18 protein-coding genes are annotated in these 16775 nt (G+C 59.0%); 13 read left to right on the plus strand and 5 right to left on the minus strand.

From position 1 onward, the window contains the following. Positions 1-4 precede the first annotated feature (4 nt). The 7 genes from ilvB to ABLV12_RS11940 all read left to right on the plus strand — a co-directional run bounded on the left by ilvB (position 5) and on the right by ABLV12_RS11940 (position 7754). Positions 5-1693 (plus strand): acetolactate synthase large subunit, encoded by a 1689-nt coding sequence (gene ilvB, locus ABLV12_RS11910; RefSeq protein ID WP_064398817.1) that lies wholly within the window; start codon positions 5-7, stop codon positions 1691-1693. A 3-nt stretch (positions 1694-1696) separates the two neighbouring features. After that, positions 1697-1987, plus strand: coding sequence for an acetolactate synthase small subunit (gene ilvN, locus ABLV12_RS11915; protein WP_004107116.1), 291 nt, complete (start codon positions 1697-1699; stop codon positions 1985-1987). A gap of 178 nt (positions 1988-2165) precedes the next feature. Then, positions 2166-2759, plus strand: coding sequence for a transcriptional regulator UhpA (gene uhpA / locus ABLV12_RS11920; RefSeq protein WP_004107112.1), 594 nt, complete (start codon positions 2166-2168; stop codon positions 2757-2759). A 17-nt stretch (positions 2760-2776) separates the two neighbouring features. Next, complete coding sequence (gene uhpB / locus ABLV12_RS11925; protein WP_160887321.1) at positions 2777-4258, plus strand: signal transduction histidine-protein kinase/phosphatase UhpB; 1482 nt, start codon at positions 2777-2779, stop codon at positions 4256-4258. A gap of 9 nt (positions 4259-4267) precedes the next feature. Continuing rightward, positions 4268-5587, plus strand: coding sequence for an MFS transporter (locus ABLV12_RS11930; protein WP_004107101.1), 1320 nt, complete (start codon positions 4268-4270; stop codon positions 5585-5587). Positions 5588-5732: 145 nt separating this feature from the next. Continuing rightward, a complete protein-coding gene (uhpT, locus tag ABLV12_RS11935; RefSeq protein ID WP_004107098.1) occupies positions 5733-7124 on the plus strand; it encodes a hexose-6-phosphate:phosphate antiporter in 1392 nt (463 codons plus the stop codon). 177 nt (positions 7125-7301) lie between these two features. Continuing rightward, positions 7302-7754: a DUF1198 domain-containing protein gene (locus tag ABLV12_RS11940; protein ID WP_004116616.1), complete on the plus strand. Its 453-nt coding sequence runs from the start codon at positions 7302-7304 to the stop codon at positions 7752-7754. Positions 7755-7838: 84 nt separating this feature from the next. On the opposite strand, the gene ABLV12_RS11945 is transcribed toward ABLV12_RS11940, so the two are convergent. Both ABLV12_RS11945 and ABLV12_RS11950 read right to left on the minus strand, forming a co-directional pair. Next, on the minus strand, positions 7839-8162 hold the full coding sequence (locus tag ABLV12_RS11945; protein ID WP_004116613.1) for a DNA-binding transcriptional regulator: 324 nt from the start codon (positions 8160-8162) through the stop codon (positions 7839-7841). Continuing rightward, positions 8146-8505 (minus strand): type II toxin-antitoxin system RelE/ParE family toxin, encoded by a 360-nt coding sequence (locus ABLV12_RS11950; protein ID WP_004107091.1) that lies wholly within the window; start codon positions 8503-8505, stop codon positions 8146-8148. Before ABLV12_RS11950 ends, ABLV12_RS11945 begins: the two co-directional genes overlap by 17 nt. A gap of 212 nt (positions 8506-8717) precedes the next feature. On the opposite strand from ABLV12_RS11950, the gene nepI reads away from it, so the two are divergent. After that, positions 8718-9899, plus strand: coding sequence for a purine ribonucleoside efflux pump NepI (gene nepI / locus ABLV12_RS11955; protein WP_017145204.1), 1182 nt, complete (start codon positions 8718-8720; stop codon positions 9897-9899). A gap of 31 nt (positions 9900-9930) precedes the next feature. On the opposite strand, the gene phnX is transcribed toward nepI, so the two are convergent. Together phnX and phnW are read right to left on the minus strand one after the other, a co-directional pair. Next, a complete protein-coding gene (phnX, locus tag ABLV12_RS11960) occupies positions 9931-10740 on the minus strand; it encodes a phosphonoacetaldehyde hydrolase (protein WP_348867054.1) in 810 nt (269 codons plus the stop codon). 9 nt (positions 10741-10749) lie between these two features. Next, on the minus strand, positions 10750-11853 hold the full coding sequence (phnW, locus tag ABLV12_RS11965) for a 2-aminoethylphosphonate--pyruvate transaminase (protein ID WP_348867056.1): 1104 nt from the start codon (positions 11851-11853) through the stop codon (positions 10750-10752). 141 nt (positions 11854-11994) lie between these two features. On the opposite strand from phnW, the gene phnR reads away from it, so the two are divergent. Next, the gene (phnR, locus tag ABLV12_RS11970; protein ID WP_070556485.1) at positions 11995-12714 is read left to right on the plus strand and encodes a phosphonate utilization transcriptional regulator PhnR; all 720 of its coding nucleotides are present in this window, start codon (positions 11995-11997) and stop codon (positions 12712-12714) included. A gap of 56 nt (positions 12715-12770) precedes the next feature. Here phnR and ABLV12_RS11975 read toward each other — a convergent pair whose 3' ends face one another. After that, complete coding sequence (locus tag ABLV12_RS11975; protein ID WP_325905565.1) at positions 12771-12932, minus strand: hypothetical protein; 162 nt, start codon at positions 12930-12932, stop codon at positions 12771-12773. A gap of 29 nt (positions 12933-12961) precedes the next feature. Here ABLV12_RS11975 and ABLV12_RS11980 point away from each other — a divergent pair, with 29 nt between their 5' ends. The 4 genes from ABLV12_RS11980 to phnV are packed head-to-tail and all read left to right on the plus strand — an operon-like array spanning position 12962 to position 16753. Continuing rightward, positions 12962-13975: a 2-aminoethylphosphonate ABC transporter substrate-binding protein gene (locus tag ABLV12_RS11980; protein ID WP_265811183.1), complete on the plus strand. Its 1014-nt coding sequence runs from the start codon at positions 12962-12964 to the stop codon at positions 13973-13975. A 5-nt stretch (positions 13976-13980) separates the two neighbouring features. After that, the gene (phnT, locus tag ABLV12_RS11985; RefSeq protein WP_160887216.1) at positions 13981-15093 is read left to right on the plus strand and encodes a 2-aminoethylphosphonate ABC transport system ATP-binding subunit PhnT; all 1113 of its coding nucleotides are present in this window, start codon (positions 13981-13983) and stop codon (positions 15091-15093) included. After that, a complete protein-coding gene (phnU, locus tag ABLV12_RS11990) occupies positions 15093-15953 on the plus strand; it encodes a 2-aminoethylphosphonate ABC transporter permease subunit (protein WP_160887218.1) in 861 nt (286 codons plus the stop codon). The genes phnT and phnU overlap by 1 nt, the downstream gene beginning before the upstream one ends. Before the next feature lie 2 nt (positions 15954-15955). After that, a complete protein-coding gene (phnV, locus tag ABLV12_RS11995) occupies positions 15956-16753 on the plus strand; it encodes a 2-aminoethylphosphonate ABC transport system, membrane component PhnV (protein WP_348867057.1) in 798 nt (265 codons plus the stop codon). Positions 16754-16775: the final 22 nt, after the last annotated feature.

Below are 16775 nucleotides of genomic sequence, written 5' to 3' on the forward strand. Positions count from 1 at the left end.
GAGCATGGCAAGTTCGGGCACAACATCACAAAAAATGCGCTTCACTGGCGCACAGTTAGTCGTTCATTTACTGGAGCGTCAGGGGATCACTACGGTCAGCGGCATTCCGGGCGGCTCCATCCTTCCGATTTACGATGCGTTAAGTCAAAGCACTCAGATCCGCCATATTCTGGCGCGTCACGAGCAGGGCGCGGGATTTATCGCCCAGGGCATGGCGCGCACCGAGGGCAAACCGGCGGTGTGTATGGCCTGTAGCGGCCCGGGAGCCACTAACCTGATCACCGCTATCGCCGATGCCCGTCTGGATTCGATTCCGCTGGTGTGCATTACCGGCCAGGTTCCGGCTTCAATGATCGGCACCGATGCCTTCCAGGAAGTTGACACCTACGGTATCTCTATCCCCATCACGAAACATAACTATCTGGTACGCAACATCGCTGAACTGCCGCAGGTGATGAGCGACGCGTTTCGCATCGCGCAGTCCGGGCGACCAGGGCCGGTGTGGATAGATATTCCTAAGGATGTTCAGGCCGCGACCATTGAGCTCGATGCCCTGCCGGAACCCGGCGCCCGTACGGCGGCTCCGATGTTCGATAGCGCCAGCGTGCGTGAAGCGGCGGCGATGATTAACGCCGCGCAGCGTCCGGTGCTCTATCTGGGCGGTGGGGTGATCAACGCGCCTGAGCACATTCGCCAACTGGCGGAAAAAGCCAACCTGCCGACCACCCAGACCCTGATGGCGCTGGGGATGCTGCCGAAAGCGCATCCGCTGTCGCTGGGCATGCTGGGGATGCACGGCGCGCGCAGCACCAATTTTATTTTGCAAGAGGCTGATTTATTGGTTGTTTTAGGGGCGCGTTTTGATGACCGGGCGATTGGTAAAACCGAGCAGTTCTGCCCGAATGCGAAAATTATTCACGTTGATATCGACCGCTCTGAGCTGGGTAAAATCAAACAGCCGCACGTGGCGATTCAGGGCGATGTTGGCGAAGTGCTGGCGCAGCTGATCCCGCAGGTCGAGGCGCAGCCGCGCAGCGAATGGCTGCAGCTGGTGGCCGATCTGCAGCGGGAGTTCCCCTGCACCATTCCGCAGGAGCAAGACCCGCTTACCCACTATGGCCTGATTAACGCCGTTGCCGCCTGCGTTGACGATGAGGCAATCGTGACCACCGACGTCGGCCAGCACCAGATGTGGGTCGCGCAGGCGTATCCGCTGAACCGTCCGCGCCAATGGCTGACCTCCGGCGGCCTCGGCACCATGGGCTTTGGTCTGCCTGCCGCGGTAGGCGCGGCGCTGGCTAACCCGCAGCGCAAGGTCATCTGCTTCTCCGGAGACGGCAGCCTGATGATGAACATTCAGGAAATGGCTACCGCGGCGGAAAATCAGCTGGACGTGAAAATTATCCTGATGAATAACGAAGCGCTGGGGCTGGTTTATCAGCAGCAGAGCCTGTTCTATAAGCAGGGCGTATTCGCCGCAACCTATCCTGGCATGGTCAACTTTATGCAGATTGCCGCCGGTTTTGGTCTGCAAACCTGTGATTTAAATAACGAAGCTGACCCGCAGGCGGCGCTGCAGGCGATTATCGAACGCCCGGGTCCGGCGCTGATCCACGTGCGTATCGATGCTGAAGAAAAAGTGTATCCGATGGTACCGCCGGGTGCGGCCAATACTGAAATGGTGGGGGAATAAGCCATGCAACAAGCGACTCATGAAAACGTTATTCTACAGCTCACCGTGCGCAACCATCCCGGCGTGATGACCCACGTTTGCGGCCTGTTTGCCCGCCGCGCATTTAACGTGGAAGGCATTCTTTGTCTGCCAATTCAGGACAGCAACCAGAGCCGCATCTGGCTACTGGTCAACGACGATCAGCGCCTCGGGCAGATGATTAGTCAGATTGAAAAGCTGGAAGACGTTGAGAAAGTGGTACGCAATCAGTCCGATCCCTCCATGTTCAGCAAAATTGCGGTGTTCTTCGAATAATCGCTCGCGGCTTGAACCGCGGCGCGCGATAGACAAAATCACTCAAGCCGCATCAGGGCGGCAAGTATGAGCATCCCCGGGCGCTTACTCAGGTAAGCGACTGGGGGACAGAGGCAGCTTGAAGGATGACGTTTATACCGTTAAGGTAAGCGCGTTTTTTATCCTCCCAGGAATCGCCATGACCACAATCGCCCTTATTGACGATCATCTTATCGTCCGCTCCGGCTTTGCCCAACTGCTGGGGCTGGAAGCCGATTTTCAGGTCGTCGCAGAATTCGGTTCCGGGCGCGAAGCGCTGGCGGGGCTGCCCGGCCGCGGCGTGCAGGTCTGCATCTGCGATATCTCGATGCCGGATATCTCCGGGCTTGAGCTGTTAAGCCAGCTACCGAAAGGAATGGCGATCGTAATGCTGTCGGTGCACGACAGTCCGGCGCTGGTGGAGCAGGCGCTGAACGCCGGCGCGCGCGGTTTTCTCTCCAAGCGCTGCAGCCCGGATGAGCTGATCGCTGCCGTCCGCACCGTGGCGGCCGGCGGCTGCTATCTGACGCCGGATATCGCCATGAAGCTGGCGGCCGGACGACGGGACCCGCTGACCAAACGCGAACGCGAAGTGGCGGAAAAGCTGGCGCAGGGGATGGCGGTAAAGGAGATTGCCGCCGAGCTGGGCCTGTCGCCAAAAACCGTGCACGTTCATCGTGCCAATCTGCTGGAAAAGCTGGGCGTCAGCAACGACGTTGAGCTGGCGCGCCGCATGTTCGATAGCTGGCAATGAACGCCTTTCTCTCCCGGCTGCTCTCGGTTATCGGCTGTTGCTTTATCTTTTCCGCCGCGTGGTTTTGCCTGTGGAGCATCAGCCTGCACCTGGTAGAGCGTGCCGATCTTGCGGTGCTGCTGTTTCCCTTCGGGCTGCGTCTTGGCCTGATGCTGCAGTGCCCGCGCGGCTACTGGCCGGTTCTGCTGGGCGCGGAGTGGCTGCTGATCCTCTGGCTGGCGCAGGAAGTTGCGCTGGCGCACCCGATAATATTGATGACCGGAAGTCTGTTGACCCTGCTGCCGGTGGCGCTGATCTCGCGCTATCGTCAGCAGCGCGACTGGCTCACCCTGCTGCGCCAGGGGGGCGCGTTGATCGCCGCTGCGCTGCTTCAGTCGCTGCCGTGGCTGCTGGAGGGTAAAGAGGGGCTGAACGCGCTGCTGCTGACCCTGACCGGCGGCCTGACGCTGGCTCCCACTTGCCTGGTGATTTGGCACTATCTCACCAGCACCGTCTGGCGGCCGCTGGGGCCATCGCTGGTCTCGCAGCCGGTGAACTGGCGCGGGCGGCATCTTGTCTGGTACCTGCTGCTGTTCAGCGTCAGCCTCTGGCTTCAGCTGGGGCTACCCGCCGAGCTCTCACGATTTACGCCCTTCTGCCTGGCGCTGCCGATTATCGCTCTGGCCTGGCATTACGGCTGGCAGGGCGCGCTGATCGCGACCCTGATGAACGCTATCGCGCTGATCGCCAGCCAGACCTGGCACGAACACCCGGTGGATTTATTGCTTTCGCTGCTGGCGCAAAGCCTGACGGGCCTGTTGCTGGGCGCCGGCATTCAGCGGCTGCGCGAGCTGAACCAGTCGCTGCAAAACGAGCTGGTGCGTAACCAGCGGCTGGCGGAACGCCTGCTGGAAACCGAAGAGAGCGTACGTCGCGAGGTCGCCCGCGAGCTGCACGATGATATCGGCCAGACCATTACCGCCATCCGCACCCAGGCGGGAATCGTCCAGCGTCTGGCGCCGAACAGCGCCAGCGTCAGGCAGAGCGGGCAGCTGATTGAACAGCTTTCGCTCGGCGTCTATGATTCGGTGCGCCGCCTGCTGGGCCGCCTGCGCCCGCGCCAGCTGGACGATCTGACGCTTGAGCAGGCGGTTCGCTCGCTGATGCGCGAAATGGAGCTGGAGGATCGCGGTATGGTCAGCCATCTGGAGTGGCGTATTGATGAGTCGCTGCTGAGTGAAAACCAGCGAGTCACCCTGTTCCGCGTTTGTCAGGAGGGGCTGAATAATATTGTCAAACACGCCAGCGCCAGCGCCGTCACGCTGCAGGGCTGGCAGCAGGAGCAGCGGCTGATGCTGGTGCTGGAGGACGACGGCTGCGGCCTGCCGCCGGGCTCCGGTCAGCAGGGCTTTGGCCTCACCGGCATGCGCGAACGCGTCAGCGCGCTGGGCGGCACCTTAACCATCTCCTGCACCCACGGCACCCGCGTTTGCGTCAGCCTGCCGCTGCGCTACGCCTGAGGAACGACGATGTTTGCCTTTTTGAAATCTCCGCCCGATGCTCCGCCGATTACCGATAAACAGGCGCTGGACGAGCGCTACCGCTACTGGCGTCGACATATTCTGCTGACCATCTGGCTGGGCTATGCGCTGTTTTATTTTACGCGTAAAAGCTTTAATGCCGCCGTGCCTGAAATCCTCGCCAGCAACGTACTGACGCGTAGCGATATCGGTCTGCTGGCAACGCTGTTCTACATCACCTACGGGCTATCGAAGTTTTTCTCCGGTATCGTCAGCGACCGCTCTGATGCTCGCTATTTTATGGGGATTGGTCTGGTCGCCACCGGCGTAGTCAATATCCTGTTTGGCTTTTCCACTTCGCTGTGGGCCTTCGCGCTGCTGTGGGCCCTGAACGCCTTCTTCCAGGGCTGGGGGTCGCCGGTGTGCGCGCGTCTGCTGACGGCCTGGTATTCGCGTACCGAACGCGGCGGCTGGTGGGCGTTGTGGAACACGGCGCATAACGTCGGCGGGGCGCTGATCCCGATGGTGGTTGGCGCGGCGGCGCTGCACTACGGCTGGCGAACGGGAATGATGATTGCCGGCATGCTGGCGATCCTCGCCGGGCTGTTTCTCTGCTGGCGGCTGCGCGACCGGCCGCAGGCTGTAGGGCTGCCCGCAGTAGGCGACTGGCGTCACGATGAACTGGAGATTGCCCAGCAGCAGGAAGGGGTAGGGCTGACCCGCAAAGAGATCCTCACCAAATACGTGCTGTTGAATCCCTATATCTGGCTGCTCTCGCTGTGTTACGTGCTGGTATATGTAGTGCGCGCAGCGATTAACGACTGGGGCAATCTCTATATGTCGGAAACGCTCGGCGTCGATCTGGTCACGGCGAATTCTGCGGTCACCATGTTCGAGGTAGGCGGTTTTATCGGCGCGCTGGTGGCGGGCTGGGGCTCGGATAAGCTGTTTAACGGCAATCGCGGGCCGATGAACCTGATTTTCGCCGCCGGGATTTTGCTGTCGGTCGGCGGCCTGTGGCTGATGCCGTTCGCCAGCTACGTGATGCAGGCGGCCTGTTTCTTTACCGCCGGCTTTTTCGTTTTTGGCCCGCAGATGCTGATTGGCATGGCGGCGGCGGAGTGCTCGCACAAAGAGGCGGCGGGGGCGGCAACCGGCTTTGTCGGGCTGTTTGCCTATCTTGGCGCGTCGCTCTCCGGCTGGCCGCTGGCGCAGGTCATGGAGATCTGGCACTGGAGCGGTTTTTTCGTGGTCATCGCCATTGCTGCCGGCATCTCCGCTCTGCTGCTGCTGCCGTTTCTAAATGCCCAGGCGCCGCGAGAAGCGTGATCTGCCTCACCTTTCTCCGCCGAATGGCGTAAAACTAAGAAATTTTCCCGGTTTCGCCTGGACGCTGTCTCAGGCGGGTCTTCCGGCTGATTTTTACAATGCCTGCTATTCGCAGGTAGTAAATCAGCTCAGGAGTCACTCAATCATGCTGGCCTTCTTAAACCAGGTGCGCAAGCCTACCCTGGACCTGCCGCTCGAAGCGCGGCGCAAAATGTGGTTCAAACCGTTCATGCAGTCGTATCTGGTGGTTTTCATCGGCTATCTGACCATGTACCTGATCCGCAAAAACTTTAATATCGCGCAGAACGACATGATCTCCACCTACGGGTTGAGCATGACGCAGCTGGGGATGATCGGCCTCGGGTTCTCTATCACCTACGGCGTGGGTAAAACGCTGGTTTCTTACTACGCAGACGGTAAGAACACCAAGCAGTTCCTGCCGTTTATGCTGATCCTCTCGGCCATTTGTATGCTCGGCTTCAGCGCCAGCATGGGCGCGGGGTCGACCAGCCTGTTCCTGATGATCGCCTTCTACGCCCTGAGCGGCTTTTTCCAGAGCACCGGCGGGTCGTGCAGCTATTCGACCATTACCAAGTGGACGCCCCGCCGTAAACGCGGCACCTTCCTCGGCTTCTGGAATATCTCTCACAACCTCGGCGGCGCCGGCGCCGCGGGCGTGGCGCTGTTTGGCGCGAACTACCTGTTCGACGGCCACGTGATCGGGATGTTTATCTTCCCGTCGATTATTGCGCTAATCGTCGGTTTTATCGGCCTGCGCTTCGGCAGCGACTCCCCGGAATCTTACGGTCTCGGTAACGCCGAAGAGCTGTTTGGCGAAGAGATCAGCGAAGAGGATAAAGAGACGGAAGAGAACGCCATGACCAAATGGCAGATCTTTGTCGAGTACGTGCTGAAGAACAAAGTCATCTGGCTGCTGTGTTTCTCCAACATCTTTCTGTACGTGGTGCGCATCGGCATTGACCAGTGGTCCACCGTTTACGCTTTCCAGGAGCTGAAGCTCTCCAAAGAAGTGGCGATTCAGGGCTTTACCCTTTTTGAAGTAGGCGCGCTGGTCGGCACGCTGCTATGGGGCTGGCTGTCGGATCTGGCAAACGGTCGTCGGGCGCTGGTAGCCTGCATTGCGCTGGCGCTGATTATCGCCACCCTTGGGGTTTATCAGCACGCCAGTAACCAGTACGTTTATCTCGCATCGCTGTTTGCGCTGGGTTTCCTGGTTTTTGGCCCGCAGCTGCTGATCGGCGTTGCCGCAGTAGGCTTTGTGCCGAAAAAAGCGATTGGCGCAGCCGACGGGATCAAGGGCACCTTTGCCTATCTGATCGGCGATAGCTTCGCCAAGCTCGGCCTCGGGATGATCGCCGACGGAACGCCGATTTTTGGCCTCACCGGCTGGGCGGGGACCTTTGCGGCGCTGGATGCGGCGGCAATTGGCTGCATCTGCCTGATGGCCATCGTTGCGGTGTTTGAAGAACGTAAAATCCGCCGTCAGAAAAAGACACAAACTTTGCAGACTGCCTGAGTCATTGGGTGTGAGTCACTTTGCCCGGCCTTTGCGCCGGGCTTTTTTATACCTCTTGCCGGGCGGTTTGATGATAGCGAGACGAGGTCGCGATAAGTCACATTCTGGTACCACCGACAGTCGACAGCGGGTAATTTCCCATTATGATAGTGGTGCTGCGATTGAATGAGAGGATGCATGATCTGGTTAGGGCTGGCCACGCTGATAGTGGTATTTGTTGTGGGATTTCGGGTGCTTACCTCTGATTCACGCCGTGCGATTCGCCGTCTGAGCGAACGGTTAGGCATTACGCCGGTACCGCTGGAATCGATGATCGATCAGCTGGGAAAAACGGCCGGTAACGAGTATCTGCGCTACCTGGAACGGCCGAATGAAGCGCATTTGCAAAATGCCGCTCAGGTGCTGCTGATTTGGCAGACTGCTATCGTCGACGGCAGCGAGCAGAACCTGCATTACTGGTATCGGTTGATGAAAAAGGCCCGCCTCGCGGCGCCAATTACCGAAGCGCAAATTCGCCTCGCGCAAGGTTTCCTTCGCGAGCTGGAGCCGGAAGTGAGCGAGCTGCACGCTTTACAGGAGCGCTATAACACGCTGTTTTTACCCGAAGATGGGGTCCACTGGCTACACTGATAGCGCTTCCCTGTGCACTGTTGGCTTCGTTAAAACTCCTCCTGACGAGACCAACTATGCAAAAGTCATCACCTCAAAGTGGCATCATGCCAGCACTTCTAACCCATGTTTTTGCACGATATTGAGTAATTTCAATGCCAGCCCACCGGGGCGTTTTGCCCCGCTTTCCCATTTTTGGACCGTGGACACGCTGGTGTTCAGATAGCGGGCAAAAACCGGCTGACTGACGTTGAGTTGGTCACGTAGAGCCTTAATTTCACCAGGTTGGAAATCGCTTACGCGGCTGATGCATGTTTCATCAAAGCTGCGCATCGTCTCCTGCGCGATCGCATCAACACTGTATAAACCTGCGGCAGCGCTATGGATAGCTTCAAAGGCGGGGCTTTTGAATTTAGTTTTTGCAGTCATGACAAATCTCCACCAATTCTTTTCTCTTAACCAATGCCGCCATTTTCTCCTCGCTGAGAAGGGAATAATGCCTGGCTAACTCACGGAACGCCGCGAGTTCTCGGTTATCGATATTGGCGATATCCTGTTTGGCGTATAAAAATGTGTAAAACCAATGCTCAGCACCCTTTGCCAGGATGATTGCGCGATCGCGATTTTTATTGAGGCGTTTTTTGTAAACGCCGCCACCAAGGTTATCTACTTTTCCCTGGAGAGTGGCTTCAATCGCTTTGCAAAGTTCGTCGTCATCAATCGCATGAGCCCGGGCTTCCCTGGTAAACCATTTTGTTTTAAAAATACGCATTGGCTGACATCCTGTAACCATAAATATAGCACCAAGTGCTATGTTATTTCTTCCTCTTACTGTTACGGAATACCTAAAAACGTGATTTTCCGGTTATGCGAGCAGCTACGCAGGTACTTTGCAAAGCCTGAAAAGTTGTCAAAACGTTAAATTCGTCACATTTTAAATGTTACACTGCGCGGCTCCTCCGTATTCAACCATGCAGGTAACTTATGACTCCTTCGAATGCCTCTGCGCCGCAGGCTAATCAGGCGGCGCGACCCAACTGGTCGGCGGTTTTTGCGGTGGCCTTCTGCGTTGCCTGCCTGATTACCGTTGAGTTCCTGCCGGTAAGCCTGCTTACGCCGATGGCGCAGGATTTGGGCATCTCAGAAGGCGTTGCCGGGCAGTCGGTCACCACCACCGCGTTTGTGGCGATGTTTGCCAGCCTGTTTATCACCTCGATCATCCGCAGTACCGATCGTCGCTACGTGGTGATTCTGTTTTCCGTCCTGCTGACCGTCTCTTGTCTGCTGGTCTCCTTTGCCAACAGTTTCTCCTTGCTTCTGGTGGGGCGCGCCTGCCTGGGGCTGGCGCTGGGCGGTTTTTGGGCGATGTCGGCGTCGCTCACCATGCGACTGGTGCCGATGCGCGTGGTGCCCAAAGCGCTGTCGGTCATTTTCGGCGCGGTATCGATAGCGCTGGTGATCGCCGCGCCGCTCGGCAGCTTCCTCGGCGGGATTATCGGCTGGCGTAACGTCTTTAACGCCGCCGCGGTGATGGGCGTGGTCTGTACGATTTGGGTGTTGAAGGCGCTGCCCTCTTTGCCTGGCGAGTCGACCTCGGCGCAGCAAAATATGTTTGGCCTGTTAAAGCGCCCCGGCGTAATGGCCGGGATGTGCGCCATCTTTATGGCCTTCGCCGGCCAGTTCGCCTTCTTTACCTATATTCGCCCGGTGTATATGACGCTGGCGGGCTTTGACGTTGACGGCCTGACGCTGGTGCTGTTGAGCTTCGGCATCGCCAGCTTCGTCGGCACCTCGCTCTCTTCGATGCTGCTCAAGCGATCGGTAAAAGCGGCGCTGGCGATCGCTCCAGTGGTGCTGGCCATCAGCGCGGCGGTGCTGGTGCTGTGGGGGGAGAGTAAAATCGTGGCGTCGGCGGTGGCCGTTATCTGGGGTTTTGCCTTCGCGCTGGTGCCGGTTGGCTGGTCAACGTGGATCACCCGCTCCCTGTCCGATCAGGCGGAGAAAGCCGGGTCGATTCAGGTGGCGGTGATCCAACTGGCCAATACCTGCGGCGCAGCGGTGGGCGGCGTGGCGCTGGACCACCTTGGTCTGCTCTCGCCGCTGGTCCTCTCCGGTACATTAATGCTGCTCACCGGTGTACTGGTGGCGACGAAAGTACGGGTGTAATCGGCCGCAGTCAGGCGAACCGTCAATAAATCTACGGGCGTTCGCCCTGCGCCAGGCGACGGTTGATGTCGGCAATGATGCCCGGTAAATCCGCCAGCGTATCCACGACGTAATGCGCCCCGGCGGCGGACAGCTTCCCGGCGGCGTGCTCGCGGCGGGCGGCGATCTCTTCGGCGCTCATCTGCTGATATTCCTCCCAGCTGGCGCCGAATTCATTACCGGAAACCGCCAGACCCACGCTCCACATCCCGGCGGTTAATCCTTCGGTAATGCCGGGAGCGGAATCATCAACCTTGACGCAGTGGGCTACCGAGTCGATGCCGAGGACAATGACGTTCTGCAACGCCATCCATGGTCCCGGCCGTCCCCCGACGGCGAGGTCGTCCGTCGCTACCCAGTGGTCAGGCGCATAGCCCTGCGCGGCGGCGGCCGGCGCCAGCTTTTCCATCACCGGACGCGGATAGCCGGAACAGGAGCCAATTTTTATACCTTCGGCGCGCAGCGCGGCAATGGTGTCGACAACCCCGGCGATTGGCGCAGAAAAATCGACGACTTTGGCAATCTGCAGCGGCATAAACGCGGCATAGATCGCATCGATATCGGCAGCGTTCATCGCGCGGCCAAACTTCGCCTGCCAGCGGGCGTCCACGGAGGGGAGTTTCCCCAGCGCTGCAATATGCTGCCATTTGCCGAGACCCATCGGCACCCTGGCTTCTTCGAGTGTAATCTCCACAGCAAAAGCCTGACGGAAGGCCTCAACGAAAATCTGCGTCGGCGCGAAGGAGCCAAAGTCGACGGTGGTGCCTGCCCAATCAAGAATAACGGCGTTAATACGGTTCATGATGGTTCCTTAGCGTTGCCAGTACATGGCGTTTTTAATGGCCGCCAGCAGGGCGGTGATGTCGGCGTCGTACACTTCGCCAATGTTGCCGATACGGAAGCAGTCGCTTTGCGACACCTTGCCCGGGTAGATCACGAAACCCTGCTCTTTAAGCCGCTGATAGAAATCCTTAAAGCGATACTGCGGCGCATCCGGGGAGTAAAACGCGGTGATGATCGGCGAGTGCAGGCTATCGTTGAGCAGCGGCTGAAAGCCTAATGCGCGCATTCCGGCCACCAGACGCTGCTGGTTAGCGCAGTATCGCTGGTGACGCGCGCTCACGCCGCCTTCCTCCGCCAGTTCTTTTAACGCCTGGGCAAAGGCCAGCACGGTATGGGTCGGTGAAGTAAAGCGCCACTTGCCGTGGTTATCCTCCATGCAGCGCCACTGGGCGTAGAGATCCAGCGACAGCGAGCGCGAGCGGCCCTGGCAGTTTGCCAGCTGCGCTTCCCGGGCAATGACGAAGGCGAAGCCCGGCACCCCCTGTATGCATTTGTTGGCGGAGCTGATCAGATAGTCAATGTTCAGCGCGGCGACGTCCATGGGAATGCCGCCGAAGCTGCTCATGGCATCGACGATGTAGCGTTTGTCGTACCGTTTTGCCAGCGCCGCCACCGCTTCGATCGGGTTGAGCATACCGGTTGTCGTTTCGCAATGGACCATAGCGATATGGGTGATCGCCGGGTCGGTTTGCAGGATCCGTTCGATCGCTGCAGCGTCCGGTCGCGCGACTTCACCGCAGTCGTAAGGGTGGTGCGCAATGTTCAACAGTTTCGCCATCTCGATCATGCGCGCGCCGTAGGCGCCATTGCTGATAATCAAAATCTTGTCCTGCACGCCGATCGCGCTGCCGAGCACTGCCTCAACCGCGTAGCTACCGCTGCCTTGCAGCAGTACTGAAGTGTAGCCGTCGGCGGGCGTCGCCAGTTCCACCAGCCGTTGGCGGATGGCCTGAACCACGCCGAGATTGTAGTCATCGTCCCAGGTACAGCTGTCGAACAGCATCGCCTCTTTTACCGTACGGGAAGTGGTCAGCGGGCCGGGGGTCAGCAGCAGATAATTGCGTGGAGTCATCTATTTTCACCATTTGGTCTATACCAGATACTTTTTATAATGGCGATCGTCTGCGGAAAAGGTCAAAGGGAAAGTGGCGCTGCAACAAAAAATTCATCTGGTTATGTATAATGAGCGCATCAAATTTGGCCGCGAGCGAACATGAAATCACCCTCTGGCGAGACGCCACAGTATCTGCTGATCAAGGCGCAGCTACAGGCGCGTATTCAAAACGGCGCGTTGAAGAGCGGCGATAAACTGCCTTCCGAGCGCGAGCTGTGCGCGCTGTTCAATACCACGCGTATTACGGTGCGCGAGAGCCTGGCGCAGCTTGAGGCCAGCGGCGTGATTTATCGCGCCGACCGCCGCGGCTGGTTTGTCACGCCGGAGCGGCTTTGGCTGGATCCGACGCAAAATACCAACTTCCATAAGCTGTGCCTGGAACAGGGGCGGGAGCCGAAAACGGTGCTGCTGGACGGGCGTTTAACCGCCGTTCCGCTGGACGTTATGGCGCCGCTGGCGCTGCAGCCATTCGATCAGGTTTACCTGCTCACCCGTCTGCGTTATGCCGACGGGCGGGCGATTTGCTACTGTGAAAACCACTGTCTGCCCGCCAGGGTTCCCGAGCTGCTGCGCCATGATTTAAACGGCAGCCTGACCGAGATTTATCAGACCCGCTATGACCTGATATATACCAGTATGCATCTGTCGTTCTGGCCCACCTCGATGCCGCCCCAGGCCGCCGACGCCCTGGGGGTGATGGAAGGGCGTCCGGCGCTGCTGCTGCGCCGGCTCAACTACGATCAACATGGGCGAATTCTCGATTACGATATCGAGTACTGGCGTCACGACAGCCTGCGCATCGAAGTCGATACCCATTGATTTTATGGGTCCTGTCCGAGCATTTTCCCCGGGTTGCGGCTGGCGCCTTACCCGGGCTACGGGTCCACCGCCGTCTGTGGACGGGTAGCCCGGACAGGCGCGTCAAGCGCCGCCTCCGGGAGGGGGTCTTCTGCGCCGGCGTCATCCTTTCGCCACACTTCATTCATCGTTTTGTCATAAAGCCCCGGTAGCGTGAACGTCAGTCTGGTATAGACCATAAAGATCACCATCCGAAGAGGCTGATACGATGAAACTCTCCCGACTTGCTCTGTTAACCGTTACCGTACTCGCCAGCGCCCCGGTGTGGTCCGCTGACGTTGTCACCGTTTATTCCGCCGACGGCCTGCACGACGGCGACAACAGCTGGTATCAGAACCAGTTTGCCGCTTTTACGAAGGCAACGGGCATCAAAGTGCAGTACGTTGAAGGCGGCTCCGGAGCGATTGTCGAACGGCTGGCAAAAGAGCGCACCAATCCGCAGGCGGACGTGCTGGTGACGGTGCCGCCGTTTATCCAGCGCGCCGCCAAAGAACAATTACTGGCCGAATTTAAGCCGCAGGGCAGCGACCAGATCCCCGGCGTCCATGACCGCTACTCGCCGCTGGTGAACAACTATCTGACCTTTATCTATAACAGCAGGCTGCTGAAAACCGCGCCGGCCAGCTGGCAGGATCTGCTCGATAGCCGTTTCAGGAACAAGCTGCAGTACTCGACGCCGGGACAGGCGGGCGACGGTACGGCGGTCATGCTGCAGGCGTTCCACAGCCTGGGCAGCAAAGATGCGGGGTTCGATTATCTGGGTAAACTCCAGACCAACAACGTCGGACCATCGGCTTCTACCGGTAAGCTGACCGCGCTGGTCAATAAAGGTGAGCTGTACGTCGCTAACGGCGATCTGCAAATGAACCTGTCGCAGATGGCGCGTAATCCGCATGTGCAAATCTTCTGGCCCGCAGACGCTAAAGGCGAACGCAGCGCGCTGGCGCTGCCCTATACCATCGGTCTGGTGCAAAACGGCCCGAACGGTGAAAACGGTAAAAAGCTGATTAACTTCCTGCTCGATAAGCCCGCTCAGGCCAGCGTTAGCGCGCTCTCCTGGGGGCTGCCGGCGCGCAGCGACGTGACGCCGGAAGACGCTAACTTTAAAGTGGCGAAAGCGGCGCTTAACGGCGTGAAAAGCTGGGAACCCAACTGGGACGAGGTTGCGGCTTCACTGTCGGCGGATATTGCCCGCTGGCATCAAGTCACCGACAGCGAGTAAGCGTGATGTTAATGAAAACGACCGTCGCTCATCCCCCGTCGTCGACGGGAACGTCCGGGATCACTCTCGACTCGCTGCGCGTTTCTTATCACGGCAACGTGGTGCTGAAGCCGCTGACCTTAACTATTGAACCGGGTGAAGTGCTGGCGCTGATCGGTCCATCCGGATCCGGAAAAACCACGGTGCTGCGGGCGATAGCCGGATTTGTACAGCCGGCGGGCGGGCGGATTTTGCTGGGCGATACGGATGTCACCCACCTGCCGCCGTATCAACGCGGCCTTGGCATGGTGGTGCAAAACTACGCCCTGTTTCCGCATATGAAGGTAGAAGATAACGTCGCCTTCGGCCTGCGGGCGCAGAAGCAGCCGAAAACGGAGATAGCTGCACGCGTCAAAGACGCCCTGAAAATCGTCGGCATGGCGGATTACGCCAGCCGCTATCCGCACCAGCTATCCGGCGGCCAGCAGCAGCGCGTCGCGATTGCCCGCGCCATCGCCGTACGTCCGCGGGTCTTGCTGCTTGATGAGCCGCTCTCGGCGCTGGATGCGCAAATCCGTCACAACATGGTGGAGGAAATTGCCCGCCTGCATCGCGAACTGCCGGAACTCACAATTCTCTACGTTACCCACGATCAGACCGAAGCCCTGACCCTGGCGGACAAGATTGGCATCATGAAAGACGGCTCGCTCATTGCCCATGGCGAAACCCATCAGCTTTACCACTATCCGCCTAATCGTTTCACCGCCGAGTTTCTCGGACGCGCCAATATCCTGCAGGCGACGGCGCTGAAAGATACCGCAGGGCCTGGCCTGGTCAGCGTCAGCTGCGGCGGTGGATTGATTACCGCTTTCAGCCGCGGCGGTCAGCATGGCAATAATAAGCTGCTGTGTATTCGTCCGCAGCATATGAGCCTCGCGCCGCGAACGGCCACCAGCAACCGGCTTAACGCTACCCTGCAGTCGGTGCACTGGCAGGGCGATTTGACCCACCTGCTATGCGAAGTGGCCGGGGAGGCGGTGCGCATTGTGATGACCCTCGTGGATCCGCTGCCGCGGGCCGGCGACAGGCTGGCGCTCTATTTTGAACCCAACGATGCGGTCCTGATTGAGGTGTCATAATGTCGCAGATCCTAACGCTCCCGCGTCGCTCTGTTCAGCTGCGGCCCTTACTGTGGCTTCTGCCGCCGCTGCTGGTGCTGGCGACCCTGTTTTTCTATCCGCTGCTGCTGATCGGCGAACAGGCGCTACGTGATGCCAGCGGTCACCTGAGCCTTGAAACCTTCTGGCAGGTCGTGGGATCCCGGCGCTTTATCAACGCGTTGCTCAATACGATGCAAATCGCGGTCTTCGCCACCCTGGGCTGCCTGCTGCTCGGCAGCGTCCTGGCGCTGATTCTGGTGTTTATTCCCTTTCCTGGCAGCCAGTTGATCAGCCGGGTGATTGATACCTTTATTGCCCTGCCGACCTTTCTCATTACCCTGGCGTTTACTTTTATCTACGGCTCTGCGGGTTTGCTGAACGGCGCGCTAATGTCGCTATTGTCTTTCGAACTGCCGCCGATCGATTTTCTTTATTCCATTCAGGGCGTGATTCTGGCGGAAATCACCGTTTTCACGCCTCTGGTGATGCGTCCGCTGATGGCCGGGTTGCGGCAGATTGATAAAAGCCAGCTAGAGGCGGCGAGTATTCTCGGCGCGCATCCGCTGCGGGTTATCGGCCAGGTGATTTTCCCGGCGGCGCTGCCGGCGCTGATGGCGGGCGGTAGCCTGTGCCTGCTGCTGACGACTAACGAGTTCGGTATCGTACTGTTTATCGGCGCCAAAGGCGTGAATACGCTGCCGATGATGGTGTACAGCAAGGCTATTCTCGAATCGGATTACAGCCAGGCCTGCATGATTGCCCTGATAAATATTCTGCTGTCGCTGGGACTGTTTATAATCTATCGCCTGGCCGCCGCGCGTACCGGCGTGAGGAGCTAACGATGTTGATTTGGTCGCGTAAAGGCCGCGCGGCGGCGGGCGCGCTGGCGGCAACGCTGTTTGCCGGATTCTTCTTCCTGCCGCTGGCGGTGATTTTGATGTCCAGCCTGAGCCAGCAGTGGAACGGCCTGCTGCCGTCCGGTTTTACCCTTGGGCACTTTGTGAACGCCTTTCGCGGGGCTGCGTGGGATGCGCTCTTTTCCTGCCTGATGGTTGGATTTTGCGCCAGCCTGTTCGCTCTGCTGTGCGGCACGTGGGCTGCGCTGGCTCTGCGCCAGTACGGCGCGAAGCTGCAAAAATATCTTGGGCTGGCGTTCTATTTACCGAGCGCCATTCCTTCGGTATCGGTGGGTTTAGGCATTCTGGTGGCTTTCAGCCAGGGGCCGCTACAAATGAACGGTACTTTCTGGATCGTGCTGGCGGCGCACTTCGTGCTGATTTCTGCGTTTACCTTCAGCAACGTCTCCACCGGTCTGACGCGGATTTCCGCCGATATTGAAAGCGTCGCCTCCAGCCTCGGGGCATCGCCGTGGTATCGCCTGCGCCATGTCACGCTGCCGCTCATGGCTCCGTGGATGATCTCCGCGCTGGCGCTGAGCCTGTCGCTGTCGATGGGGGAGCTGGGCGCGACGGTGATGATCTATCCGCCGGGCTGGACGACGCTGCCGGTGACGATTTTCAGCCTCACCGATCGCGGCAATATTGCCGATGGTTCGGCGCTGACCATCGTGCTGGTGGGCATCACGCTGCTGCTGATGATTAAGCTTGAGCGCATTGCCCGCCGGATGAGCCAGAGGTAATCATCACATCGGGCGACGGATT

The sequence above is a fragment of the Klebsiella sp. CN_Kp100 genome (assembly GCF_040065315.1).
Lineage (GTDB): Bacteria > Pseudomonadota > Gammaproteobacteria > Enterobacterales > Enterobacteriaceae > Klebsiella > Klebsiella oxytoca.